Here is a 24,132-nt window from a genome sequence, read left to right as displayed (position 1 = left end):
GCATCCCGCTGCCCCCAGCCGCGGGCTAAACCTCCATGTTGTCGATCAGGCGTGTACTCCCAACCCACACGGCGACCACGAGACGGTTACCGGGTTCGGCCGCACGAACCGGGTCGAGCGTCTCGCGGTCCACCAGCTCTAAATATTCGATCCGCTGCACACCCGCTCGCGTTAACGCCTGACGTCCCTCGGCGAGCACCGCGTCGACCGACGCTCGCTCGCCCCGCAGTTGCGTCGTGAGCTCCGACAGGATCCGGAAGATCGACGCGGCGACCGGCCGCTGATCAACCGTCAGATAGACATTCCTGGACGAAAGCGCCAGCCCGTCCGGCTCCCGCACCGTCGGCACCGCCCGCACCGCCATCGGCAATCCCAGATCCCGGACCAGCGCCCGCATCACCACCAACTGCTGAAAGTCCTTCTCCCCCAAATAAACCGCGGTAGGCGCCAGGAAGATCAAGATCTTCCCCAGCTCCGTGGTGACCCCCGCGAAATGCGTAGGCCGCCCCACCCCGCACAGCACATTCGACAGCCGCGGCACCGCGATCGTCAGCCCGAACCCCGCCGGAAACAGTTCCTCCGCCGAAGGCAACCAGGCAATATCCGCCTCCGCCTTCTCCAGAAGTCCCAGATCCCGCTCCTCGTCCCGCGGATACGTCTCGAAGTCCTCATCCGCCCCGAACTGCAGCGGATTCACGAAAACCGAGGCCACCACCACGTCATCGAGCCCCCTGGCCGCCCGCACCAACGCCAGATGCCCGTCATGCAGCGCCCCCATGGTCGGCACATACCCGACACTCCTCCCCCGCCCCCGCGCCTCCTCCAGCGCACGCCGAAGCTCCTCCCCACTCCTGACCACAATCATCGCGTCGATCCCTCAGCAGTACGACACGCGACAACCGCCGCCATCAACGTGCGAAACCCCCCACGGTCTATACACCCCGCGATCCTAACAAGCAGGTTTCGCTCGCGCTCTCGAATCCGCGCTACTCAGAAGGGTTTTCGGACATCCTCCGGGCGTTGTGATCGTGGACGGCTCTATTGTCTCGGAAAACCAGCCGGATGAAGGTCTCGACGTGGTGGCGGATGTCGTCGCGGGCGTTCGCGCGGTCCTCGGCTGTGGCGTCGGCGTGCAGGTGCAGGATTCGGGTCAGGCCGATGAGGCCGGTGAAGGACATTGCGAGGTCTTCCGGGGTGGCGAGGTCTGCTGGGATCAGGCCGGCGGTGATCCAGCGGTCGAACAGGAGGCGCACCGGGGTTCGCATGGCCGAGAGCGCTTCGCGGAGGGCGGGGCTGTGCAGGAGGCCGTCCCTAGCCATCACGCTGATCAGTAGCCGGGCGTTGTCGGTCTCCCATTCGTCCAGGGCGGCGCGGATGAGTTCGCGCAGGTATTGCGGGGGGTCGGTGTCGATGAGGGTGGCGGCGGCGTCGCTCATCGCGTCGAGTGGGTTCTTGGGGCCGAGGGCGGCGAGCGCGGCATCGAATATCGCTTGCTTGCTGGGGAAGTGTGCGTAGAGCACGCTCTCGCTCAATCCGACCTCGCGCGCGATGGACCGGATCGAGGTCCCCGCGTAGCCGTTGCGGGCGAACAGTTGCAGGGCGGCGTTCAGCAGTGCGGCCTTGGTATCGCCTGCGTCCGTCTTTCGCGGCCGCCCCGGCCCACGCCGTGGTGTTGTCATCGGGCTTCCACGCCTCCTTCTCCGGGTATACAATTAATCGAACGATCGCTTATTTTACTCCGAGAAGGAGAAGCGCATGACCATCGACTCGCGTACTCATACCAATCCACCCCCTCCCTACGTGGAACCAACTGCCTACGGCTATCTCTACCTGGGATTCCGGGCCGACCCGCCGCGCCGGATTCCGCTCGTGCCACGCAGTTCCCGACGCCGGCAAGTGCTGCGCCGGTGCCAGGAAGTGACTCGCCGGCTGCGGGCGATGGATCAGGTGGTCTCGGCGAGGGCCTACCGGGCGGTGGCGATCCAGCCTTCCCCGGTGAGCCCGCGCTTCGACGTGATCGTCCTGATCGAGACCACCACACCGGACACCGTTGCGGCAGTACAGATTACGCCCGAGGTCCAGCAGCTGGGCGCCGACTTCGTCATGCCCGCCCGCAACATCAGGCGCCTCGGTGACATCGACCGCTCCCCCTCGGGCACCTTCCTGTTCAACCACTTCACCGCCGACGACCCCGATCGCGCGTTGCGGTACTTCGACTCCGTCGCGGGCTGGTTCAGCCGCGACGCCAAGGTGGACGACATCGCGCTCCTCGGACCACTCGAGGATGCCCCGTACGTTTTCATCAATCAGGTACGCCTCCCCGGAACCCTGGCGGCATTCATCCTCGCCCTGCTGGGACCCAACTTCCGCAACTCGGTCTACCGGAAAATGCGCGCGAATCGCGTCGGCTTCGCGTCCATCATCTGCAAACCGGTCTGACGCGGCACCGCGTGCCGTGGTGTTCGATCCGGTCGCGGTGTTCCGCTCGCAGAACGGCGCGTTCAGCGAGTCCTCGGCGGAGTCGTCGTTATGGATGGCGCGCTGACCCGGAAGCTCAATCGACTGGCGGATCAAGTCATGGCCGGTACGTGGTTCGGTCCATAGGCTCCGCTCATGCCGAGACGCCTCATCGCTCGTTTCAACCGCGTCGTGACCAATCCGATCGTGCGCGTGACGGCGGGAAAGCTGCCGCCGTACACCGTGATTCACCACAGCGGACGCCGTTCGGGGCGCATGTTCGACACGCCGGTGTTCGGCAGCTACCGAGACGGTGTACTGCTGGTCCCTTTGTTCTACGGCGAGCGGACCGACTGGGTACGTAACCTTCTGGCGGCCGGCGGCGGTCTGGCGACATACCGCCGCCGCACCCATGAGCTGGTCACGCCGCAGGTGATCGACGCGACGCGGGCGACCGAATTCCCTTTTCCCGCAAGTATTTACACGCGCCTGGTGCCGGTCCTGGTAGCTGATGTGATCGAGCGCTGATCAGCAGACGGCCACTGGCGTCGCTACCGATGAAAACAAACCTTCGAGCTCATCGGCGTACAGCACCTGGCCATAGCGCGGAAAGATCCGCTCGACCAGCGCGTTGTGCACGTGCACGTCGCTGTCGGCGGTGCAGTCGCGCAGCACGATCACCCGGTAGTCCCGGTCGAAGGCGTCGAGCAGCGTGGCCAGCACCACCCCGCTCGTCGCGACCCCGGCGAGCACGACGGTGGTGATCTCCCGGCTGCGCAGAATGCGATCCAGGTCCGTGGCGCCGAACGCGCTGACCCGGCTCTTGGTGATGACGAACTCCTGACCCACCGGCGTCAGTTCGGGATGAATCGCGGCGTCCGGCCCGCCGACGACCATCCGCCCGGACTCGGGCACACCGGCGAACGCGGTGTTCCACCGCGCCAGGTCGGGATATCCGGGCCGGAACCCGACAACGACGTGGCCGACCTGAATATCGGCGCGGCGGGCGACGGCGAGCACCAGCCGCGTCGTGACGGCCGCCTCGTAAGCGTCCGGCGGCATCTGTTCCAGCAGTCCGAGCTGGAAATCCATGGACAGCAACAGGGTTCGCGCCGCGCGATACCTCGATTCACGCATGCCACTCCATTCCGAGCGCCGTGGCCGCGGGCAAATCTGTCGGCGCGACTTTGCTCATTGTCAGCCGTGATTACGTCAATATTAGCGTTATGCTAGTAAATCTGCCGGACGGGGATCCGCCAGACCTTGCTCGCAGTAGATCACGGACGTTGCTCGGCGTCGGTCGTCGACGCCCCCGCGAGCCGCGCGCCTGACTCCGGATGTCAATCCCGTGGCGAATCGTGTCGAGACCTGCGGGGGCACAACAACTTACCGTCAAGTAGGGAGCCCGCGCGGCGACCGCCCCGCCCCCGAGAGGTACCGACAATATGACGACGGATTCCGATCTGATCCGCGGTGAACGCGACGGCCACACCCTCATCATCGGGATGAACCGTCCCGCCAAACGCAATGCGTTCGACGCCGCGATGACCGCCGAGCTGGACCGCGCCCTCAACGAATTCGAGGACGATCCAGAACTCCGGGTCGCCATCGTCACCGGTGGCGACGAAAGGTTCTCCGCGGGAACGGATCTGAGCACGGGACCGGGCGCCGCCACGGCGCGCGGCGGCGAATACGGCGTGATCCGCAGGCGACGCCGCAAGCCCCTGATCGCCGCCGTCGAGGGATACGCGCTCGGCGGCGGCATGGAGATCGTGCTCGCCTGCGATCTGGTGGTCGCCGCGCACACCGCCACCTTCGGACTCCCCGAGCCACGACGCGGCGTGATCGCCACGTGCGGCGGGCTGTTCCGGACCCAGCGGGCACTTCCGCTGAATGTCGCGAAAGAGCTGCTGCTCACCGGCGAACCACTCGGCGCCGAACGCGCGTGGCACCTCGGCTTCGTGAATGTGCTGACCGCGCCGGGCGACACCTTGGACGCCGCGCTAGAATTGGCCGAACGGATCTGCCGCAACGCGCCGATCTCGGTCCAGGAGAGCCTGACCGCCCTCGAGCGCATCAATTCCGCCGACGACGAGACAGCCTGGCGGATCACCCACGACGCGATGACCGCCGTCCTCGCGTCCAAGGACACCATGGAGGGCATCACCGCGTTCTTCGAGCGCCGTGAACCCCGGTGGAGCGGCAGGTGAATCCACCTCGCGGCACCAGCAGGCGCGAGCAGATGAAATCCGCGTGAATGCTTCGGCAATTTCCAGATGAAATTATCAGACGACGCGACATGCCGTGCGCAGCAACTGATTTCACACATAGCGACGAACTCCGCAACAGCGGCGGCGGCTCACCCCCTCGGCACATAAGTGCTCGTCAACGCCCCGAAAGGGCGGGCCGGCAGTTCCGTTCGAAATCAACGGAACGGGGCGCACCGATCGTTTATCCGAACGAATCATCGGTGAACTGATCGCATGCGATCTAGCGTCCGGCGAATGCCGAATGGAATGGTCTAGACCATGAGACCGCACCGCAAATCGAAGTCCTCGCGCTGGATCACCGCCACCGCGATCGCCCCGATCGCCGCTACCTTGCTGGTAGCCGGTCCCGCCACCGGCGCACCCGGATTGCCCGGCACCGGGTCATCCGGCTCGAACACCAAAGTGGTGGTCATCGGGCTCGACGGCACCATGTACAAGAAGATCGTCGAAGCCAAAGCGCCCAACCTGCTCGCACTGTCCGAGCAGGGCACCCTGGCCCAGTCCTCGATCGCCCCGCACACCACCATTTCCGGCCCGTCGTGGGCCACCGTGCTCACCGGCGTGTGGGACACCAAGCACGGCATCAAGAACAACAACTTCGACGCCACCCCGTTCGCCAAGTACCCCACCGTCTTCACCCAACTCGAAACCGCCAAGCCGGAATTGACGACCGAGTCCATCGCGACCTGGGGTCCCATCGCCACCATCGCGGGGAGCGGCGATCCGCACGCCGACGTCAACATCGCGACCGCGGCGCAACCGGACGATCCGGACGAATCCAAGATCGACGCGGCCACCGCCGACGCCAGTGCCGCCGCCATCGCCAAGGACGCCCCGGACTTCCTGTTCACCCATCTCGACCAGGTCGACGAGGCAGGCCACAGCCACGGCGGCGCCTCGCGGGAATACCTGGACGCCGTCACCCGGGTGGACCAGCAGGTCGGCAAGATCGTCGCCGCCGTCGACGCCCGCGCCGCCGCCAACCCTAAGGAGAAGTGGCAGATCATCGTCACCGCCGATCACGGCCACCGCCCCACCGGTGGTCACGGCGGCCAATCCGCCGACGAGACAGCCAATTTCGTCATCGCCCGCGGCTCGTCGTTCAAACCCGGTGCGAAGACCAAGAACTCGCTCGTCGACATCACCCCCACCGCCGTCGCGCTGCTGGGTGTTCCGGCCAGCAAGGACTTCGACGGCACGTCGATGATCAACGCGGACTGACGTTCCCCGGCGCCCTCGGCTCATCCAGAGCCGGGGGCGCCGGCGTGCGCGGCGAGATCCTACGCATCGATCGGTCGCGCCTCGGTGCGCGTAGCCCCCGGTTACCCCGTCATCTGCCGTGCCTTGTCGAGGTAGATCAATGGGGCGGCGACTGCGGCGAGGGCGGCTCCGATCAGGCATAGCGTGGTGAGAGCGGCGCCGTGCGTCAATGTCGCGGCCGCGAGCACGGGAGTGCAGCTGATGCCCAGCTGGAACGCCGACACCGTCGTCGCCCCGGCAAGGGTCGGCGCATCGGCGGCTATCGCGAACACCCGGCCGTACAGAGCGGGATTGAGCAGGAACGCGGCGATCCCGAGCAGGAACACCGCAGGCACGACCAACCAGGCATGCGCCATCACCACCGCCAGGACGACGGACAGGAGCACGACCGCACACGTCCCGGTCAGCAGCGCCAGGTGCGGGCGCCGGTCCGAGATCCGGCCACCGATGGACAGACCGACCAAAGCGCCGACGCCGAAGAGCGCGAGGACGGCCGGAATCCACGCTGCCGGAACCGAAGTGATGTCGGCGAGCATGGCGGCCAGGTAATTGAATGTGATCATGTAGGCCGCGGTGGTCAGGATGGTGATCGCGTAGACGCACCAGAGCCTCGGCCTGCGCATCGTCGCCAGCTCGCGCACCACGTCCGGTCCGCCGTGGCGCTCCGGATCTCTTGCGGCAGTGGGTATTCCGATAAAGCAACCGGCGATCCCGACGAGCGTCAGCACCACCACGGCCCAGAATCCACCACGCCATCCGGTGAAATGACTCAACAGGGTTCCGGCGGGCCCGCCGGCGATCATGGCGACGCTGAGGCCACTGACGACAACACCGGACGCACGGGCATTGCGGTCCGGGCTCACCAAGCTGATCGCGGTCACCGACGCGACTGCGAAGAAGCCCGCATAGGCGACACCGGAGATCACCCTGGTGGCCAGTAGCACTTGATAGTTCCCGAGCAGACCGGCCGCGATGCTCACGGCAAAGACGCCCTGCGTCGCCATCAGGGCGGAACGTCGCGGCCACCGCAGGCTGAGCACAGCCAACGGCGGGCCGCCGAATACGACGCCCAGCGCGAACGCGGTGATGAGCATTCCGGCCGAGGACAGCGGAACGTCGAGGTCGGCGGCGACCTCGGGGAGCACACCAGCCAGCAAGAACTCCGCGGTTCCCATCGCGAACAAGCTGAAGCCCAACAGGTATACCCCGACGGGCATTCGGTCCGTGCGGCTGTTCGGAATCACTTGCGTATCCGTTTGATTCATATCGGATCACCTCCGAGACGAGCATTGGGGCAACCGCGCGATATCAGCAAAGAACGTTGCCGATTCCGGGACAGATCGGTTGACTGGCTCGTATGGATGATCAACCGAGCGTCGGCGCCGTGATCGAGCAGATACCGGCACGGCTGCGGCGCGCCCGCGAGCAGAAAGGCTCGACCCTGGCCGACTTGGCTCGCGTCACCGGGCTGTCGACCAGCACGCTGTCGCGGCTCGAGTCCGGGCAGCGCAAGCCGAGCCTGGAATTACTCCTGCCGATCACGGTGGCACTCGGCATCCCGCTCGACGAGATCGTCGCCGCACCCCGGATCGTCGATCCCCGGGTGCCGCAGGAACCCACCAGCAAGGACGGCCGCGTCCTGATCCCGCTGTCGCGCCACCAAGGACATCCGCGCGCCTTCAAAATGGTCATCCCCGCCCACGACGAAGAGCCCTACCTGCGCACCCACGAAGGCTACGAATGGCTCTACGTATTGCGCGGACGCCTGCGCGTACGACTCGGCGACCACGATTTCATCCTGGGCGCCGGCGAAGCCGCCGAGTTCGACTGCCAGGTCCCGCACTGGTTCGGCGCCGCGGGACGCGGCAACGTCGAAGTCCTCAGCCTGTTCGGAAAACACGGCGAGCGAATCCACGTCCGCGCCAGAACCACCCACAGCCGCTGACCTACCTGCGAATCCCGACTGCTAGGGCTCGGGCACTTCCTCGGCGCGCTTCACGTGATTCGAATCTGTCGCGGGTGACGGTTCGGCGGGGTCGAGGGGTCCGCGGCGGTGGGCCGGGAATGCGCGCTCCAGCCACATTCCGGCCATGGCGGAGGTCACGATGGATAGGACGACGATGCTGGTGAAGAATTTCTCGTTGATGAGGCCTGCGGACAGAGTGACGGTCGCCAGGACGATGCCGGGGCCGCCGCGAGCGTTCAAAGCGACTGCGAAGTTCTTCGCGTCGCGGTTCGTCTCGCCCACCGCGCGGGCTGCGGCCCACACACTGAACGCTTTCACCGCTGTCGCCGTCAGGAAGAAGATGACGAAGAATACGATGTCGAAATTGCGTGCCAGGTCGAGCTGCATACCGACACCGGCGAAATAGATGGGAATGAAAAACGCGAGCGAAAACTGCTTGATCGTGTCCCCCGCGCGCACGCCCGGCGCCGGCTCCGCGTCCGGGCGGTCCAGGGGCGTGCCGGCGTCGGAGGAGGCGATCCCGGCCAGCAGCGCACCGAAGACGGCATTGATCCCGAGGAAGACGCAGGCCAGGACCACCGCGATGGCGAATACCAGCCGGAACGCGACGGGATTGCCCTTTTCCATGAGGTTCGCCCGGCTCGTGGCCAACCGGTGGAACACCTGTTTGCCGGCCAGCAGCAAGACGCCGATGAACAGCAGACTGACGACCACCTGATAGGTAATCGCGGCGGCGCCGTCCAGTTCGAGCCATGCGGCGAACCCGAACGTTTGACCGTTCTTTGTCTGGACCAGCGCGAACGTCACGGCGAGCGCGACATACAGCACGACATCCTCGAGCAACGCCACCGCGAGGACGATCCGGGCAAAGCTGGTATTCAGTAGACCGAGATCCAGCATGATCCGCGAAATGACCGGAATGCTGGTGACCGCGAAGGCAATTCCGAAGATGAGCGCGAAGGTGGCCCTGGTCCCGTGTGAGCCCGAATAGTCGTCGTGATCGAGCGCGAGCCCGGCCGCGACGCCGAGCACCATCGGGATGATCAACCCCGCCGCGGCAAGCGCGGCAACCGTTCGCTGCCTGCCCGGGTTGCGGTAGGTCACGACCTCGCGCCCAGCCAGGAACATCAGCAGGAGCAGTCCGAATTCATTGAGCACCTGTAGCCCGGAGTGCACGGTGCCGGTGGCCGGAAACAGGTGACCTGCCACGCCGGGCGCCACCGCCCCGAACACGGTCGGCCCCAGGAGCAGTCCGCCCAGGATCTCGCCGATGACGGGCGGTTGGCGCAGTCTCGCACACAATTGCGCGCCGACGTGCGCGGAGATCAGGATAATAGCAAGTGCGACAAAGAGATTGGCGAACTCATTCCGGGTAAGCGACATACGGCGCTCCTTGGTCGGGTGTCAATGGAGCCGAGTGACCTCCGGCGGCGAATCCTTCAGCCCCCGCTGCAGAGCGGGCCAAGGCCGGCTCGCGATCCGACGAGTCGCCGTGCCCGCGAGGACGAAAGCCGCGGCAACGGGGAACCAGGCCACGGCGCCCCACACCGCGAGCAGCGACACGATGCCCGGACCGACCGAATGTTGCACGCCGACACCGATACTGAACACCGCGAGATGCGCACCGCGCTCGGCACTCGGCGCGTGCTCGTAGGACAGTTCCCAGGCCCCGGCGACCTGTAGCGACTCCCCTACGGTCAACGCGACCACGCCGACGACGAGGGCGCCGGCACCGGCAACGGGTGCGAGCACGGCAACGGCCGCGAAGCAGGCGCACGCCACGGCCAGCAGCACCCCGGCAGCCTGCTCGGCGCGAGCCGCGCCCCGGATGGTGGCCGCCCACCGGCTCAGCCTGCGCTGCAGCACCACCACCAGCACGGTATTCAGCACATACAGCGGTGGCAGCACCGCCGCGGGGAGCCGAGTTTGGTTGAGCACGTACAGCGGCAGGGCCAGCTGAAGGATGGTGTCGTGCATCAGCAGCACGACGTTGAGCCCGGCGAGGGCGAGGTAGCGCGGACGGACGCGGCGGCGGGGCGGAGCGTCCGCCGGGGTCCGCGGCGCGCAGGCATTCGGTATGCCGGACAACAGAATTCCGGCCAGCGCGAAGGAGACCGCGTTGCCGACCGGCAGCACGTTGTAGGCCGTGGTGGTGCCGACCGCGATCGCCGTGCTGGTTATCAATCCGCCGAGCGCGAAGCCGCCGTTGCGCACCGCCCGGACGTAACCCATGGTCTCGCTGCGTCTTTCGGTGCCGACGGTGGCGCCCACCATCGCCTGGAACGCGGGCGAGGCCAGCCGGTCCAGCACGGTCACCACCGTGATCAACCCGATGAACTCGGCTACGTTGCCGACGAAGAGGAACAGCGGATAGAGCAGCGCGTGGGCGAAGTGGGTGATCCGCAGGACGCGCTGATAGCCGAAGCGATCGGACAGCATGCCGAGCGGCGTCACGGCGGCGAGCGCCACGGCGCCCGCGACGGCCAGACCACCCGCGATAGTGGCGATGCTCAACCCGAGCCGCTGACTGAAATACACTGCGGCACCCGAGGCGAACACGCCGGTACCGACCGCGTCCGCCAAGGCGGAACCGGCGATCCGTCCTGCGCCCACCGGCGGCAGGACCACCGCTCGCCACGCCTGCCCGCGCGTCACGGCGCCAGCACGACTTCCAGTCGCTGTGCCGCCAGTTCTGCTGCGGCAGCGGCGGATTCGACATCGTCGGCGAGCGAGGTGCAGTAGGCGACCCGGTCGTCCGAGTCGCGCATCGGCACCACCAGTGGAGCGCCGGGTTCCTTGAGCAGCGTGCAGCCGGTCACGCCCGCCATCGCGGCGGCTTCGTCGACATGATCCACCCGGAGCAAGCGACCGGAGGCGGGCGGAACCTGGTATCGAATCGCGCCGGCCCGCGATGCGCGACCGGGTTCGGCGAGCATCGCGTCGAGTACCGGCAGCACCTGTTCGCCCAGCGACTGCCGCACCGCCAGCTCGACCAGATCGATACCCGTCGCCGCGTGCAGCAACTGCGGAAGCTGATCCCCGCCGGCACGGGTGTGCGTCTCCACGATCCGCGGCCCGGCAACCGTCCGGATCAGCTCGGTATGCGTTGGGCCGTAAGAGATCCCGAGCGCATCCAAAACGGAGCGTACATAGCGGGCCACCGGCTCGTCCGTGGCCGTCGCCGCGCGGATCACGTGCCCGATCTCCACGAAACCGGCGTCCTTGAGCTTGCGGGTGATCCCGACGATCCGATGCACGCCCCCTTCGGAGAACGCCTCCACGCTGACCTCGTCGCCGTCGAGATATCGCTCGACCAACTGGTCACCGTCCACCTGCGACAGCGCGGCGGGCAACTCGGCCGCGGTCGAAACCCGGACAATGCGCTCACTGCCGGATCCGCTGCGCGGCTTGAGGATCAGCGGCAATCCGTGCTCGTCGGCGAAATGCTCGAGATCCTGCGCCGTTTCGACCGCGGCAGCCGGCGTGTCGTCGATTCCGCACGCCCGAAGCCGTTGCCGCATCAGCGTTTTGTCGTATACCCGGGCAATGACCTCCGGGGTGTGAAAGGGCAGGCCCAGCGCGGCCGCGATCGCCGCCGCTCGATGCTGGTCGTATTCGCCGAACGCGCCCACCGCATGCATCGGCTCCAGTTCGTGTACGCGCCGAGCGAGCGCGACCCATTCGGCGGTGGTGGCCGAGTCGTCGAGCGCGATGACCCGGGTGCACAGGCCGGAGTGGCGGATTCGGTGCAGTCGCGGCACCGCGACCATCGTGGTGATCCGCAGCTCCGGTCGCCGGTCCCGGAGAACCGGTGCGACATCGCGGGCGCCGCCGATCAGCAGGAAATGCCGGATCATCACGACATCCCGGTGGACACGGTGACGCTCGCGAACAGGCGCCGCAGCCAGCTCTCCAGCTCGTCGGGATCGGGGCCGGCGATCATGCCCGCGAACGCGAGATGCTCAGGCTCGTAACCGGGATCGGTCGTGGTCGGCGCGCCTTGCGGGTGAATCCGGTGCGTCACCAGCATCGGATCGGTGAGCAGTTCCGGTGGCACCTCGACCGAAACCGGCGCCCCCGCATAAACGTGCCCGGGAAACAGGAAGTCGCCGTAGTAGAGCTGGGGCGCGGGCTCGGCGATCAGATCGGTCGCCAACTCGCCGCGCACGTCCGTGGCCATATCGACGGTGTGCAGGTGGACGCCGCTGCGCCGGGACAGCATCTCGCCGAGGTGCCCGCCCCCACCACGCGCGGCGACCTCCAGGAACGCCGGGCCGTGCGCGGTCAGGATCGCCTCCAGGTGGAAGGTCAGGGTCTGGCCGCCGAGGGCGCGCACACACCTGCACGCCCATGCCGCGAGGTCCGCATCCTCGTATTGGACAGTCCCGGAGGGCAGTCCGTTCTCGTAGTCCAAGCAGGTGCCTACGTATCGAGCGACCTGTACCGCCACCGGCTCGCCCCGGAACAGGAATCCGTCGATGGCGCACACCGGTCCGTCGAGATACTCCTCGATCTCGTACCGTTCGGTGAAAGCGGGCTCGCGGCCACGCTCGGCGATCAGCGTGCGCGCGCTGTCGTAGTCATCGCAGACCACGATCCCCCGGCTGGCATTCGCATCCCGCGGCTTGACGACCACTTTGCCGGACCACGGAATTCGTTCCGGCAGCGCCGTGGCCGGGAACCACCGCGGCACCCGGATCCCCGCCGCGGCCAGGATTTCCTTCATGACGACCTTGTCCCGGAAGCGCAGCGCCGCCGCAGGACGCATGCCCGGGATGCCGAACTCCTCGCGCAGCTGGGCCGCGGGCATGATCAGCAACTCGCGCCGGGCGAAGAGCCGATCGAACGGCGCCCGCTCGCGCATCCACGGCCGCAGCTGATCGACAACCGGCCGATCGGAGGTCAATTCGTGCTTTCCGCAACGGATTTCGGCCGGAATGTTGCCGAGGCGGTCGGCGGTGCCCGCGTAGACGACGTCGTGCTCGTCGTGGTCGAAGGCCCGCGCGTAACCCATACGCTCGAACTTGCTCTCGTGCAGCACCAGGATTTTCATGCCGGGCTCAGCCAGGGCAGGGAGCAGGTCTTGACGGTGGTGTAGTTCCGCATTGCCTCGACGACTCCTTCTTTGTCTCCGAGTCCTGAATCCTTGAGTCCGCCGAACGGCATCGACTCCAGCCGGTACCCAGGCACTTCCGCGATATTGACGTTTCCGGCGTGCAAGCCGGTGACGAAACCGAAGGCGCGGTTCAGGTCGCGGGTGAGCACACTGGCCGACAGCGCGTACCGGCAGGAGTTGGCGATCCGGATGGCCTCGGCGTCGTCGGCGAACCGCACGATCGGCGCCACCGGGCCGAAGACCTCCTCGGTGACCAGCGACATGTCCGGCGTCACCGGCTCGACGACGGTCGGTGCGTAGTGTGCGCCGTTCCGCGTTCCGCCACAGGCGATTTCGGCGCCCGCCCGGACCGCGCCGGCCACGGTAGCTTCGATACGCGTCGCCGAAGCCTCGTCGATTACCGTGCCGATATCGGTTTCCGGGTCGAGCGGATCGCCGGTCCGCCAGCGCCGGGTCTGCGCCACCAGCAACGCGGTGAACTCCGCCGCGACGGAGTCCTGCACGAGCACCCGCTTGATCGCGGTGCAGCGCTGCCCCGAATTCCCGTACGCGCCACGGGCGACGAGTTCGGCCGCCACCGCCAGATCGGTGTCGTCGCAGACGATCGCCGGATCGATCCCGCCGAGTTCGAGGATCACCCGGCGGTATCCGGCGCGGTCGGCGATGCGCTTGCCGACCGTGCTGCTGCCGGTGAACGCGATCATGCTCACCCGCGGGTCGTCCAGCAGCGCCGCACCGAGATCGGCCGGGTCGCCGGTGACCACCTGGAGCATTTCCGGCGGCAGCCCGGCCGCGTAGAGCGTGTCGGCGAATAGCAACGCCGAAAGCGGGGTCTTCTCCGACGGTTTGAGCACCACCCGGTTGCCGCTGGCGACCGCCGGAACCACCTTGTGCGCCACCTGGTTCAGCGGATGGTTGAACGGCGTGATCGCGCAGATCACCCCGAGCAACGGCTCGGTGAGGGTGAAAATCTTTCGCGCGCCGCCGCTTTCGGTGACATCGCCGGGATAGACGCCGCCGCGCTCGGCGAGCACCTGATTCGCCGCGCACTGCAGCACGTCGCAGGTGCGCCGTACCTCGTGCCGGGTATCGCGCAGGCACAGGCCCGACTCCAGGGTGATCAGCCGGGCGAATTCGTTCGCCCGGCCCTCGATCAGTTCCCGGGCCCGCACCAGAATCCTATGCCGCTCATACCGACTGAGCGTCGACCGGAATCCCGCGGCGAAAGCCAAGGCCTGCCCGACGTCGGCGGCGGTTGCCCGCCCGACGATCCCGATCACCTCCCCGGTATGCGGGTAGCGGACCTCGATCGCGGCGGCACAGGCCGGCCGTTTACCGCCGATCCGTGGCCCCTCCTCGCGAACGGCCAGTACTTCAGTGCTCATACCATCAACTCCACCAAGCGTTCACAGGCCGCCGGATCGCCCGTTTCGAGAATCGTCTCCAGCGGTACACCGAGCCGGTCGGCGAGGGAGCGCGTGTTCTGCTTGAGGCTGCCGATCCGCAGCGGCGGGCTGCCGAGCGCGTCGAGCCGCCGCAGTCCGTCACACGCGCCCATCGCGTCATTGGTCATCAGCACGCACGCGGCCTGCAGTTCGGCCATGACCTCCAGCGCCTCGGGCGCCCTGGCCTCCAGGAGGTCGCCGCCGATCTCGACGACGACGAGGCCGGCGCGGTCGGCGCAGTGAGTGATCAACGTGCGCAACATCGCCCGGAATCGTCCGGCCTCGACGCCGTAGGTCGAGGGCATGCCCGCGTCCACGAAATCGGTGACCACGTCGTAGTTCGCGTCGCGATAGTGCAGGCGGTCGCGGGCCCGCCCGGTCCCGCACGCCTTGATCGCGGCGATGCGCAGCTCCGGCCGGCATCGTTTCGCGGCGAGCGCGAGCTGACAGACCAGGGTCGTCTTGCCCACCTCGGCGGAGGTGCCGCAGACGAACAGCACCGGCGTGCGCACCGGCGCCGGCCCGGTGTCGATGATCGGAATCACCGGCGTGTCAGCGATATTCGTGATCCGGCCGTTGCCGGGAAAACCGACGACCTCCACCGGCAGTGCCCGCGAACCGTAGTACGCGGGCACCGCGACACAGCTGGCGACCAGCCCGCCCTGCGCGACCAGGTCCAGCCGGTCTCCGGTGGCCAGCGGCCGGTCCGGGACCTCGCCGACCAGGTTCGTGCCGGAGCGGCGGGTGCCGAGCAGCGCGACGAACACGTCGCCGGGGTAAAGGCGCACCGCGGCGCCGGTTTCGTCTTCGACGTGGTCGTAGGCGCCCTTGCCGTCCAGGCAGCGCACCAGGACGAGATCGCCGTCGCGCGGTGCGGAATTCACCGGGGCCAGCTTCTCCCGGCCGTCGAGCAGTGCCGGTGCATTGCGCACGCACGAGCAGATCAGCTTGACGACCTCGCCGGCCACCTTCGGTCGCAATGCGTTCATCTCGGCACTAGTCCAGCGCTACCAGTTGGACGGACGAAACATTGCGCTGCTCAACCCCTTTGAGCGAGGCGACGGCCTGGTCGAGCGAGCCGACCGCCGCGTCGGCGTCGCGCTTGCCGAGCATGGCATCGAGCTCGCCCTGCAGGCGCGCGCACGCGGCAGCGAGATCCTCCGGGGCGGGTGTTTGTTCGGTCATTGCCTTTTCTCCATTCATTCGACGGTGACGCTCCACAGCTCGCGGGGGTTGATCGCGTCACCCCGCGTGCCGACGATGTTGCGGCGGCCGTGCGCCATTCGGTTGTTGTCGATCAGCAGCAGATCGCCCGAATCCATCGGGAAGACCGCTTGGAAAGCCGGGTCGGCCGCGTTGGTGACGAGGTAATCGATGGCTTCGGCGTAGGCGTCGAAGTCCTCGATGTCCGCCTTCAGGCCGGGCAGTTTCTCGGTGATGTCCTGCTTCAGCCGGACACCGACGTCGTAGGCGTCGGCGGCGTCGGGCAGCGGGTAGCACAGCGGGATATCGGTGTTCTCCTCGCGAACGTTGTTGGCCGCGAACGTGATCGGCGTCGTGGTGAGCCGATCGAAGTGCCGGGCGAAGGTCTCGCCGTCGCGCTCGGCCAGGCGGCTGAACAGCTGCCGCCAGCTCAGCACCAGTGATTCGCCGCGCTGGCCCTCAGCGGTGTCCCGCCAGCCCGGGTCGACCATCAGCATGGCGAAACAAGCCGGCCGTGGAGTACGCCAGGACCGCGCCGAGTGCGGGCGCAACTCCCCCTCCGAGTAGTGCACGGACTTGCGCGTGTACTGTCCCGGCGGCTTGAACTTGACGCGGTTGATCTGTGGATGCGGATCGTCGTCTGCCAGTTCGCTGCGCGAGGAGTAGTTGTCCAGCGGTGTGCCGAAACCGCGCAGGAACTCGAGATACTTCCCCGGCTCGGTGGGGAAGCCGCGGACCAGGCAGACGCGGTGGCGGTTCAGCACCTCGCGCGCGGCGGCAACGACGTCGGCGACGCTCCGGCCGGCCGCGGGCACGCCCGCGCCGAGGATGGTCGCACTCGAGATCTCGGTGGGTGACTGTTCAAGCATTTTCGCGTTCCTTTCGTGCGTGCAGCAAAGTGGTGGCCAGTGCGACGCGGGTCAGTTGACCGGCGTCCGGGCGTTCGATCCGCTCGCCGAGCAGGCGCGCGGCCGTGCTCGAATGTCCCTGGCGGAGCAGCAGATCGGCGAGCTCGACCGCCACCTCCTCCTGCGCGTCGTTACCGGCCAGGCTCTGCCGGTACAGCACCTCCGCCAGAGCGGCGTCGCCGAGCTCGCGATCGGTGAGCCGGGCCAGCCTGCCGAGCGTGTACGGATGATTCGGGCGGCCGGCCAGCGCGCGCAGCATCAGCCTGCGCGCCTCCTCCGGGTCGTTGTGCTGCCGCCATACCAGCAGCGCGTAGTTGCACAGCGTCCGCGGGTGCTGCGGGTCGAGTTCCAGCGCACGCCGATACCGCTGCTCGGCGTATTCCGGGTCGGCATGTTTGTGCAGTGCGGACAGCGCGAAGTTGCTGTGTGCGCGGGCATGCCGGGTGCTCGCCGGAACCGGTTGCCCCGCTTTGCGTTTGATGTCGTCCGGCGCCCAATGGGTCTGCTCGGTCCACAGCGCGAGCAACCGGTAGTCGTCGGCGTGCTCGGGGAAGCGCGCGCGCATCTCCGCGAGCCCGATCGGGTCCGGGCGGTCCGGCAGATAGCCGAAGCGCTCCATCGTCTCCCATTCGGACAGCGTGATGAGCTCTTCGAGTTCGGCCGGATACTCCGGGCGGGTGGTCGTAGCGTTGACCGCCGGGCCGCGGCTCAGCACGGATTCGTCGAAATCTTCACCGATGGTGCGCAGGAACTTCGCGAAGTCTTCCGCCAGTCTCTCCTGATGCCCGATGAAGTCGATCTGCGCCTCCGGCGGGCCGACGTAGGACCGGTAGATATTGCCGAGCGCCCCGGGAAGCACGGAAACGGCCTTCCGGATGAAGGTTTCGAAGTCCTCGCTCGCGCAGTGCTCGTCCAGCGGGTATTGCGGCCGCCAGCCCTTTTCCATCCGGTAGGCCCAATACGAGCGATACCACTCGATCGGGCTGCGGACGAACGCGCCGACGCACGAGTACTGCGCGCGGTCATAGGACGCGAGCAGATCGTGGTCGCGCATCGCGGGATCGCCGAGGTATTCGACCTCGATCCCGAGTTCGCCGAGCTTCGATCGGATCCAGGTGCTCCCCGTTTTGGGGACGAGGAGAAGTAATGCGTTGCTACGGACGAACCGAATAGCCATCTGAGCCTCCTTCGGCTGCGGCGAAATGGTCGGTGAGGTGGGTGCGGAACCGGAGCGCCAGATCGGGCAGCCGGTCCTTCGGCCGGGGCGGCTTCGCCCCGACGCCGGGTCGGACGAGGCAGTGCACGAGCACGCACCCGTCCTGATATGCCACGGCTTCCCGCAGCGCGGCGGCTACGGCGTCGCGCCCGTCACAGCGCCAGGCCGCCCGGTAGCCGCAGGCCAGCGCCGCCGCAGCGAAGTCGACGCCGGCCCCGTTGGTGCGCTGACCGCCGGTGGATTCGTGGCGGCCGTTGTCCAGCACCACGTGCAGAAACGGCGTGCGGACGTGGCGGGCCACGGTGGCCAGCGAGCCCATTCGCATCAGCAGCGCGCCGTCGCCGTCGAGCACGGTCACCGGCGACCCGGTGATCGCGATCCCGGCGCCGAGCGCGGGCGCACAGCCCATCGAGCCGACGAGATAGAAATGGTTGTCCCGGTCGTCGAGGCCGTACAGCTCCCGCGACGTATAGCCGGTCGTCGCGACCGTCGGGCGCGAGATGCCCAGTGCGAGCCAACTTTCGAGTACCTCGGCCCGGGTCGGCCGCGGGCCGCCGCGCAACTCGCGCCCGGCCGCGCCCGGAAGTGGCTCGGGCGCAACCACTTCGCAGGCCGGCACGGCGTTGTCGAACACCCCCTTTTCCAGTACGAAGGCCGTCGAGAGTCGTTGTTCGCAACGATCGGCCGCGTGGGCCAGCTGCCGGGCGGCGGTAGCCTGCGCGGCGGACAGGTCTTCGGTACGAATTTCGATCAGTCGCAACAGATCCGGCGTGATCCGGCCCATCAGTGCGTGCTGCGGCTCGTCGGTGCCCGCCGGCCATCCCCGGCGCGAGACGCCGAGCAGTACCGGGATCTCGAACGGCTGGGTGAGCGAGGTCAGGGGATTGACCATATTGCCGAGACCCGAGTTCTGCGCGAGCACCAGGCCACGCGAACCGGCCAGCCAGGCGCCTGCCGCCAACGCCACCGCTTCGCCTTCGGAGGTGGCCGGAAAGTACGGCCGTGTCCCGTCTTCGAGCATCGAATACAGGCCCGAGATGTATGAGCAGGGCACGCCGGTGATGCAGCCGATCCGATGCTGGTCGAGTTCGTTCAGAAACCAGGCGGGATTCAGCATGGCGCCTCCTGCTGTTCGAGGGTGGCCGCGGCGTTCGGCGTACGAAGCAGCCGCATACTCGTCGACCCCGGTCGGTTCGGGCGATCGTCCGTGCCGCCGCGCTGTCCGGCGAGGAAGCCGGCGATCAATTCGTCTCTGGCGCGCTGGTTTTCGGCGCCGACGATTTCGTGCCCCTCGTCCGGGAAGAGCGCCAGCGTCGCGTCCCGGCCGGAGCGGGCCAGCGCGAGAAACATCCGGCTCGACATCTCGACCGGTACCCGCGCGTCGTTGGCACCATGCACCAGCAGCACCGGGCACCGCACGGTGGCGGCGTTGCCGACCGGCGAATGCCGCGCCAGTCGACGTCGCTGCTCGCTCAGCCCCGGGTCGCCGATGCGGCGGCGGACCATCGGCGCCGCCGTGCGCCACGCCGCGGGCAGGTTCGTGACGAAGTCCACCAGGTCGGTGAGCGGCGACAGCGCGACGACGCAGCGGAAGGCCCGGGTCGACGTGGCGGCGAGCTGCAACACGGCGTAGCCGCCATAGCTGCCGCCGACCAGGGCGATGCGCGCGGGATCGGCGTAGCCGCGCCGGATCGCCCAGTCCAGGGTGTCTTCCAGGTCGTCCTGCATGGTCGCGCCCCACTGCCCGTCGGCCGCGTTCACCCAGCCGGCGCCGAAGCCGATCGAGCCGCGAAAGTTGGGCTCCAGCACCAAGAATCCCTGCTCGGCCAGCCAGGACCGCCGGGAGTCGAACTCCCAGCCGGTGCGGCGCCAAGGTCCGCCGTGGACGAGCAGCACGGTGGGTTTCGCCCGGTCACCGTCGCGGGGCCCGGACAGGTAGGTGATCGCGCGTTCCCCGGTCCGCAGCGGCACGTCGACCGCGCGACAGAAGATCCGTGCGCGCCGCCGGGCCGGTCGTGCTTGCATCAGCGGCCACAGCTCGTCCACGGCGGGCTGGTAGCCGAAGTATTCCGCGTCCGCATCGGCCCGGTGCCGCGCGAGCAACCAATAGCGGTCGCCCAGTTGACGTTCGAGAAGCACCGGCTCCGTGCCGAGGCGGCGCCGCAACGCGCGCAGCGGCCGTTCCAGATGCGGTGCGAGCGCCACCATGCGCCGCCGGAACCGTTGCACCTCCAGGTATTCCGGGCACCCTGTCGACGGCTCGGCGAGGACGCGCAGAACATCGGCACGCTCGACGGAAAAGACGGTCCGCTCGTGCGACGCCGGCGCACCCGCGCGGCAGCGCAACGCGACCAGACGGGTACCCGTATCACCCTCGGGCAGCAGGAAATACGCGAGCTCGCCGTCGGCGGAGAAGTGGCTGAACCGGGTGATCAGCGCGGCCTCGTGCGGTATCCGGAGGAACAGCCGCCGGGCCGCTCGATCGTGCCAGAGATCGCGGGATCCGTCCTGGTTCACCGTCTCGATCAGCCGCGGCCGGAAGTCCTCGTCGAAGTAGCATGCCGCGTACCCGGTGTTCCGCAACACGCCGGTGCGCTCGCCGGTGCGCAGATCGAGGACCTCGTAGTCGTGGTGCTCCGGGTCCCGCGCGTTCGTCGCGAGGAGTAGCTCCGCCGGACGCCGCGCACTGAGGCCCGCGATTCGAAGCTGTGCGCCCGAATCCCGTGCCGCCACAGTCCATTCCCCGTCGCACAGCCGGTGCAGCGACCACTCTTCGCTACCCGAGGCATCCGCGACGGCCAGCCCGATTCCGGGCAGGTGGGTCCAGCTGAACGCGCGCACCCGGTCCGGCGCACCCGCGACCCGTGCCTCGACGCGGCGGCGCGCAACGTCGAACAACACCAGCCGCGGCGCCGCGTGACCGCTCGACAGCCAGGCGATCCGGCTCCCGTCCGGACTCATGGTCGGCGGTCCGTTCAGCTCCCCGACGCTCATCGCGTGACCGCCCGATCGTGCACTGCCGCAATCATGTCGAGCACCGCGTCGTCATGCGGCGGGCGCGGCACCGTCAGGCGAATGCCGACCGGGAAGTCGGCGGGGTAACCGGAGAGGTCGTGTAGCAGCCGGACCGGATAGCCGATCTCGGCGAGGCAGGCCGCCAGCGCGCCGGCCAGCGGCGTCTCCAGGCACAGGTAGTTCGACTGCGACGGCCACACCCGAAGATTCGGGATCCCGCCCAGCACGGCGATCATTCGATCCCTGGATTTCCTTGCCGCAGAAATACTTTCGACGACACTGTCCGGGTAGGCGAGCAGGTGACTCGCCGCGCGCTGCGCGATACCGGACACCGCGTTCGGAATCAGCGGGATGGTCGCGCCCGCTTCGAACGCGGCCGAGGCGGCGAACCCGATCCGCAGGTTCGCCAGACCCCATGCCTTCGAGAACGTCCGCACCACATACAGATTCGGATACTCGCGGATCAGGCTCAGCGCCGAGAAGTCGGCGAAATCCGCGTACACCTCATCGAGCACGACCACGCCCCGCGCCCGCTCGAGCAGCGTGCTGATGGTGGCCGGGGAAAACTGATAGCCCAGCGGATTTCGCGGTGACGAGAGAGAAATGACCGCCTCGGGCTGGATCAGATAGGGCTCGAGGGCGGGCAGCAGTTCCTCGGGTTCACGCACCGATACCGCCACCCGCCGCCAGCCCGCCTGCGCGCAAATCGTCGCGGTGAGATGGAATCCGGGCGCGACGTCGACCACCAGCCCGCGATAGTGCTTGCGCAGCAGGACCTCGATCAGCTGCGTGGCCCCGGCCGCCACCCGGACCGAGCCGTCGGGTAACCCGAAGTACCGCGCGCAGGCCGCGGCCACCGCGGTACACCAGGTTTCGTCCTTGGTTGTCAGATCGACCGTGCCGAGCGCCGTCGCGATCTGCGCCGCGTGCGCGACCGGGTCGAGGAACTGGCTGCCGGTCCAGGTGAGATCCACGGTCACCGGAATCTCCGCTTCTTGCCGCCCGGCGGGGTGATCCGCGCGCACAGCTCGAACTCGACCTCCTGATCCGGCAGTAGTTCGTCCACCGCCGCCCGCAGGTTGCGGCGCAAGGCTTCCGGTTCCGGGTACCCGGCGTCCGGCATCCAGCGCAGCAGCGCGCCGTCCTGCTTGGCGACGATCTGGAAGTCGCCCATGCCGGGCAGCGAGCCGAACCGCTCGGTCAGTTCCTGGGTCTTCAGCCTGCGGGTGCCGAAGCGCAGCGTGCGCGGTTCCCGTCCCCACAGGCGCAGGAGTCGCTGACTGCCGTCGGCGTCGGTGTCCAGTTCGGCCCGGTCGCCCGTGCGGTAGCGGAGGAAAACCGTGTCGCGGTAGATCAGGTTGGTCAGCACCAGCTCACCGACGCCCGTGTCGCGCACGACGCCGTCATCGGTCAGCACCTCGAGCCGCACGTTCGACGAGAACACCTGATGGCAGTCCGCGCCCGGCCGAGTCGCCGCGATCAGCCCGCCTTCGGTGGACGCCAGCGCGTCTACCACGGGCGCGCCGTAGTAGTCGGTGAGCCGGGCCCGGTCGTCGGCGTGCAGCGGCTCGCCGCTGACCAGCACCAGCCGTGGCGACCACGGCGGACTGGCGATGCCCTGGGCGAGCAGCGCGGCCCGCAGATCGAGCAGATATGTCGCTTTGCCGTACAGGATTTCCGCGGGCAGGCCGGCGAAACTGTGCGCCGCCCTGGCCGACAGATCCAGCTGAATTCGTGCGTAGAGACCGTAATTCAGGGCAGGCAGCGGTCGGACGAAGTTGTCCCGGCCCGGCTTGTTGCTGACGAACAGCACGCCGAGCTCACCGCCGCGGAAACCTTCGGGCGGCACCCCCGCGACCGCGCAGATCTGACTGAAGAAGTGGTAGTTGACCGCGTACCAGGACGCGCCGTCCAGCGCGACGGTCATCGGATTGCCGGTGGTGCCGCTGGAGGTCAGACGGTAGGACCCGGTCGAAGCGCCGGAGGTGAACGCGGCGACGTCGTTCTGGTAGGCCCGCCGATCCACCAACGGCAGGTCCGAAAGCTGCTGTGCATCAACGTCTGCGTAGTAGGGCACGGTGGCTCGCGCATGGGCGAGCAGGCCGGCCGCAGGGTCCGCCGGCGGCGGTTGCGCCACCGACCAGGCCTGGTGCAGACGGATGACGTCCTCGACCGATTCCGCGGCCTTGCTTCGAGCGGCGTTGCGCGCCGCGAGTTCTCGGGCCGGCGGCACGTATCGGCCGTAGCGCGCCTTGGCGCTGTCCAGCTCGGCATTGTTCGCAAGCTCGAATACCCGGGACAGATCGGCGATGCCGGCCTCGAGGCCCAGCATGGTCTTGCGCTCCGCCAGCTCACCGCACAGCTGTTGCATGGCGATGATCGCCGCGCGCAGGCTCTGATTCGCCCAGATCGCGACCGATACCCCCGCCTCTTCGAGCACCGTCGCCTGGACGTCGGAGTACTTGGTCGGCACGACGGCGACCGGCACCCGGCCGTCCCATTCGGCCATGAAGGCCAGGATTTCATCGGGGACAGTCTTTTTCGAGTGGATCAGCACCGCGTCGGCGCCGGACTCGGCATACAGTCCGCAGCGATCGATCGCCTCGGCGCGCGACTGTCCGGCTACCAGCGCTTCGCACCGCGCGACCAGGAAGACGTCGGCCGCCGTGTCCTTCGCGGCCTTCAACCGGCCGCAGAACTCGCCGGGCTCGGCGAGCACCTGTCCGGAAGCCAGGAAGGAATTGGCCTTCGGAAAAAGCTTGTCCTCGATACAGGCGCCGCCGACGCCGATCCGCCGTAGCCTGCGGACGGCGAGACGTACATTGTTGAAGTCACCGTATCCGGTATCCATGTCCACCAGCGCCGGTACAGCAATTCGGTCGGAGAGCATTTCGATGCGCTCCATGACCTGCGTCCAGGACAGCTCGTTGGAGTCCCGCAGCCCATTGATCGCGGAAAGGCCGAGCCCGGAGACCCACACGCCGGGAAAGCCGGCGTCCTGTGCAATTTGCGCAGAAACCGCGTCGTGTGCGCCCATTAGAAAATCGAGACCGGCGCGCTCGAATAGGCTCTCCAGAGCACGTTCTTTCTCCATCACACCTCCATACCCCAGATGTGAGGTCAGCTGATACATCCCCCTATAAAGACGATCATGCGCGAAATAAGGTGATCATCGCCGAACGATGATCAGTTTCCCGCCGCTTAACCTCGCGTTCAACCAAGCATCCTCCGATCCATCCAAATGTCAACCGACCGAACCACATTGCCGGAACGCGG

22 protein-coding genes are annotated in these 24,132 nt (G+C 67.7%); 5 read left to right on the top strand and 17 right to left on the bottom strand.

The genetic code is table 11. The annotated features are described in order from the left end of the window. Nucleotides 1–25: 25 nt before the first annotated feature. Both panC and F3087_RS33025 read right to left on the bottom strand, forming a co-directional pair. Nucleotides 26–865 (bottom strand): pantoate--beta-alanine ligase, encoded by an 840-nt coding sequence (gene panC / locus F3087_RS33030; protein ID WP_150406009.1) that lies wholly within the window; start codon nucleotides 863–865, stop codon nucleotides 26–28. Between the two features lie 121 nt (nucleotides 866–986). Continuing rightward, on the bottom strand, nucleotides 987–1,679 hold the full coding sequence (locus F3087_RS33025; RefSeq protein WP_223885519.1) for a TetR/AcrR family transcriptional regulator: 693 nt from the start codon (nucleotides 1,677–1,679) through the stop codon (nucleotides 987–989). Nucleotides 1,680–1,755: 76 nt separating this feature from the next. Here F3087_RS33025 and F3087_RS33020 point away from each other — a divergent pair, with 76 nt between their 5' ends. Then, entirely contained in the window at nucleotides 1,756–2,439 is a 684-nt protein-coding gene (locus F3087_RS33020) for a hypothetical protein (RefSeq protein ID WP_150406008.1), read from the top strand. 174 nt (nucleotides 2,440–2,613) lie between these two features. After that, complete coding sequence (locus F3087_RS33015; protein WP_150406007.1) at nucleotides 2,614–2,985, top strand: PNPOx family protein; 372 nt, start codon at nucleotides 2,614–2,616, stop codon at nucleotides 2,983–2,985. Here the strand turns inward: F3087_RS33015 and F3087_RS33010 are convergent, their stop codons facing one another. Continuing rightward, nucleotides 2,986–3,594, bottom strand: coding sequence for a cysteine hydrolase (locus F3087_RS33010; RefSeq protein WP_150406006.1), 609 nt, complete (start codon nucleotides 3,592–3,594; stop codon nucleotides 2,986–2,988). A gap of 308 nt (nucleotides 3,595–3,902) precedes the next feature. On the opposite strand from F3087_RS33010, the gene F3087_RS33005 reads away from it, so the two are divergent. Continuing rightward, entirely contained in the window at nucleotides 3,903–4,667 is a 765-nt protein-coding gene (locus F3087_RS33005; RefSeq protein WP_223885518.1) for an enoyl-CoA hydratase-related protein, read from the top strand. Between the two features lie 318 nt (nucleotides 4,668–4,985). Further along, nucleotides 4,986–5,948: an alkaline phosphatase family protein gene (locus F3087_RS33000; RefSeq protein ID WP_150406005.1), complete on the top strand. Its 963-nt coding sequence runs from the start codon at nucleotides 4,986–4,988 to the stop codon at nucleotides 5,946–5,948. Between the two features lie 101 nt (nucleotides 5,949–6,049). Here F3087_RS33000 and F3087_RS32995 read toward each other — a convergent pair whose 3' ends face one another. Further along, nucleotides 6,050–7,204, bottom strand: coding sequence for an MFS transporter (locus F3087_RS32995; protein WP_223885533.1), 1,155 nt, complete (start codon nucleotides 7,202–7,204; stop codon nucleotides 6,050–6,052). Between the two features lie 140 nt (nucleotides 7,205–7,344). Between F3087_RS32995 and F3087_RS32990 the strand changes: the two genes are divergently transcribed. Then, nucleotides 7,345–7,932, top strand: a complete 588-nt coding sequence (locus F3087_RS32990; protein WP_150406003.1) for a helix-turn-helix domain-containing protein — start codon at nucleotides 7,345–7,347, stop codon at nucleotides 7,930–7,932. Between the two features lie 21 nt (nucleotides 7,933–7,953). Here F3087_RS32990 and F3087_RS32985 read toward each other — a convergent pair whose 3' ends face one another. From F3087_RS32985 to F3087_RS32925, 13 genes are read right to left on the bottom strand one after another with little or no spacing between them, the layout of a single operon-like run. Next, a complete protein-coding gene (locus F3087_RS32985) occupies nucleotides 7,954–9,336 on the bottom strand; it encodes a cation:proton antiporter (protein ID WP_150406002.1) in 1,383 nt (460 codons plus the stop codon). A 21-nt stretch (nucleotides 9,337–9,357) separates the two neighbouring features. Beyond that, the gene (locus F3087_RS32980) at nucleotides 9,358–10,608 is read right to left on the bottom strand and encodes an MFS transporter (protein ID WP_191094252.1); all 1,251 of its coding nucleotides are present in this window, start codon (nucleotides 10,606–10,608) and stop codon (nucleotides 9,358–9,360) included. Next, complete coding sequence (locus F3087_RS32975) at nucleotides 10,605–11,810, bottom strand: ATP-grasp domain-containing protein (RefSeq protein ID WP_150406000.1); 1,206 nt, start codon at nucleotides 11,808–11,810, stop codon at nucleotides 10,605–10,607. The genes F3087_RS32980 and F3087_RS32975 overlap by 4 nt, the downstream gene beginning before the upstream one ends. Beyond that, the gene (locus tag F3087_RS32970; protein WP_150405999.1) at nucleotides 11,810–13,006 is read right to left on the bottom strand and encodes an ATP-grasp domain-containing protein; all 1,197 of its coding nucleotides are present in this window, start codon (nucleotides 13,004–13,006) and stop codon (nucleotides 11,810–11,812) included. Before F3087_RS32970 ends, F3087_RS32975 begins: the two co-directional genes overlap by 1 nt. Then, entirely contained in the window at nucleotides 13,003–14,454 is a 1,452-nt protein-coding gene (gene phnY, locus F3087_RS32965) for a phosphonoacetaldehyde dehydrogenase (protein WP_150405998.1), read from the bottom strand. The genes F3087_RS32970 and phnY overlap by 4 nt, the downstream gene beginning before the upstream one ends. Beyond that, nucleotides 14,451–15,503: a hypothetical protein gene (locus tag F3087_RS32960; RefSeq protein WP_150405997.1), complete on the bottom strand. Its 1,053-nt coding sequence runs from the start codon at nucleotides 15,501–15,503 to the stop codon at nucleotides 14,451–14,453. Before F3087_RS32960 ends, phnY begins: the two co-directional genes overlap by 4 nt. 7 nt (nucleotides 15,504–15,510) lie before the next feature. Then, on the bottom strand, nucleotides 15,511–15,699 hold the full coding sequence (locus F3087_RS32955) for a hypothetical protein (RefSeq protein WP_150405996.1): 189 nt from the start codon (nucleotides 15,697–15,699) through the stop codon (nucleotides 15,511–15,513). A gap of 14 nt (nucleotides 15,700–15,713) precedes the next feature. After that, a complete protein-coding gene (locus tag F3087_RS32950; protein ID WP_150405995.1) occupies nucleotides 15,714–16,586 on the bottom strand; it encodes a TauD/TfdA family dioxygenase in 873 nt (290 codons plus the stop codon). Then, entirely contained in the window at nucleotides 16,579–17,802 is a 1,224-nt protein-coding gene (locus F3087_RS32945; RefSeq protein ID WP_150405994.1) for a hypothetical protein, read from the bottom strand. Before F3087_RS32945 ends, F3087_RS32950 begins: the two co-directional genes overlap by 8 nt. Then, complete coding sequence (aepY, locus tag F3087_RS32940) at nucleotides 17,780–18,958, bottom strand: phosphonopyruvate decarboxylase (protein ID WP_150405993.1); 1,179 nt, start codon at nucleotides 18,956–18,958, stop codon at nucleotides 17,780–17,782. The genes F3087_RS32945 and aepY overlap by 23 nt, the downstream gene beginning before the upstream one ends. Continuing rightward, a complete protein-coding gene (locus F3087_RS32935; RefSeq protein ID WP_150405992.1) occupies nucleotides 18,952–20,835 on the bottom strand; it encodes an alpha/beta hydrolase family protein in 1,884 nt (627 codons plus the stop codon). The genes aepY and F3087_RS32935 overlap by 7 nt, the downstream gene beginning before the upstream one ends. Next, complete coding sequence (locus F3087_RS32930; protein ID WP_191094251.1) at nucleotides 20,832–21,836, bottom strand: aminotransferase class I/II-fold pyridoxal phosphate-dependent enzyme; 1,005 nt, start codon at nucleotides 21,834–21,836, stop codon at nucleotides 20,832–20,834. Before F3087_RS32930 ends, F3087_RS32935 begins: the two co-directional genes overlap by 4 nt. Next, the gene (locus F3087_RS32925) at nucleotides 21,833–23,950 is read right to left on the bottom strand and encodes an isocitrate lyase/phosphoenolpyruvate mutase family protein (protein WP_150405990.1); all 2,118 of its coding nucleotides are present in this window, start codon (nucleotides 23,948–23,950) and stop codon (nucleotides 21,833–21,835) included. The genes F3087_RS32930 and F3087_RS32925 overlap by 4 nt, the downstream gene beginning before the upstream one ends. Between the last annotated feature and the right edge of the window lie 182 nt (nucleotides 23,951–24,132).

Source organism: Nocardia colli (genome assembly GCF_008704205.1).
Taxonomy (GTDB): Bacteria; Actinomycetota; Actinomycetes; order Mycobacteriales; family Mycobacteriaceae; genus Nocardia; species Nocardia colli.
This window is presented reverse-complemented; position numbering and strand designations above follow the sequence as displayed.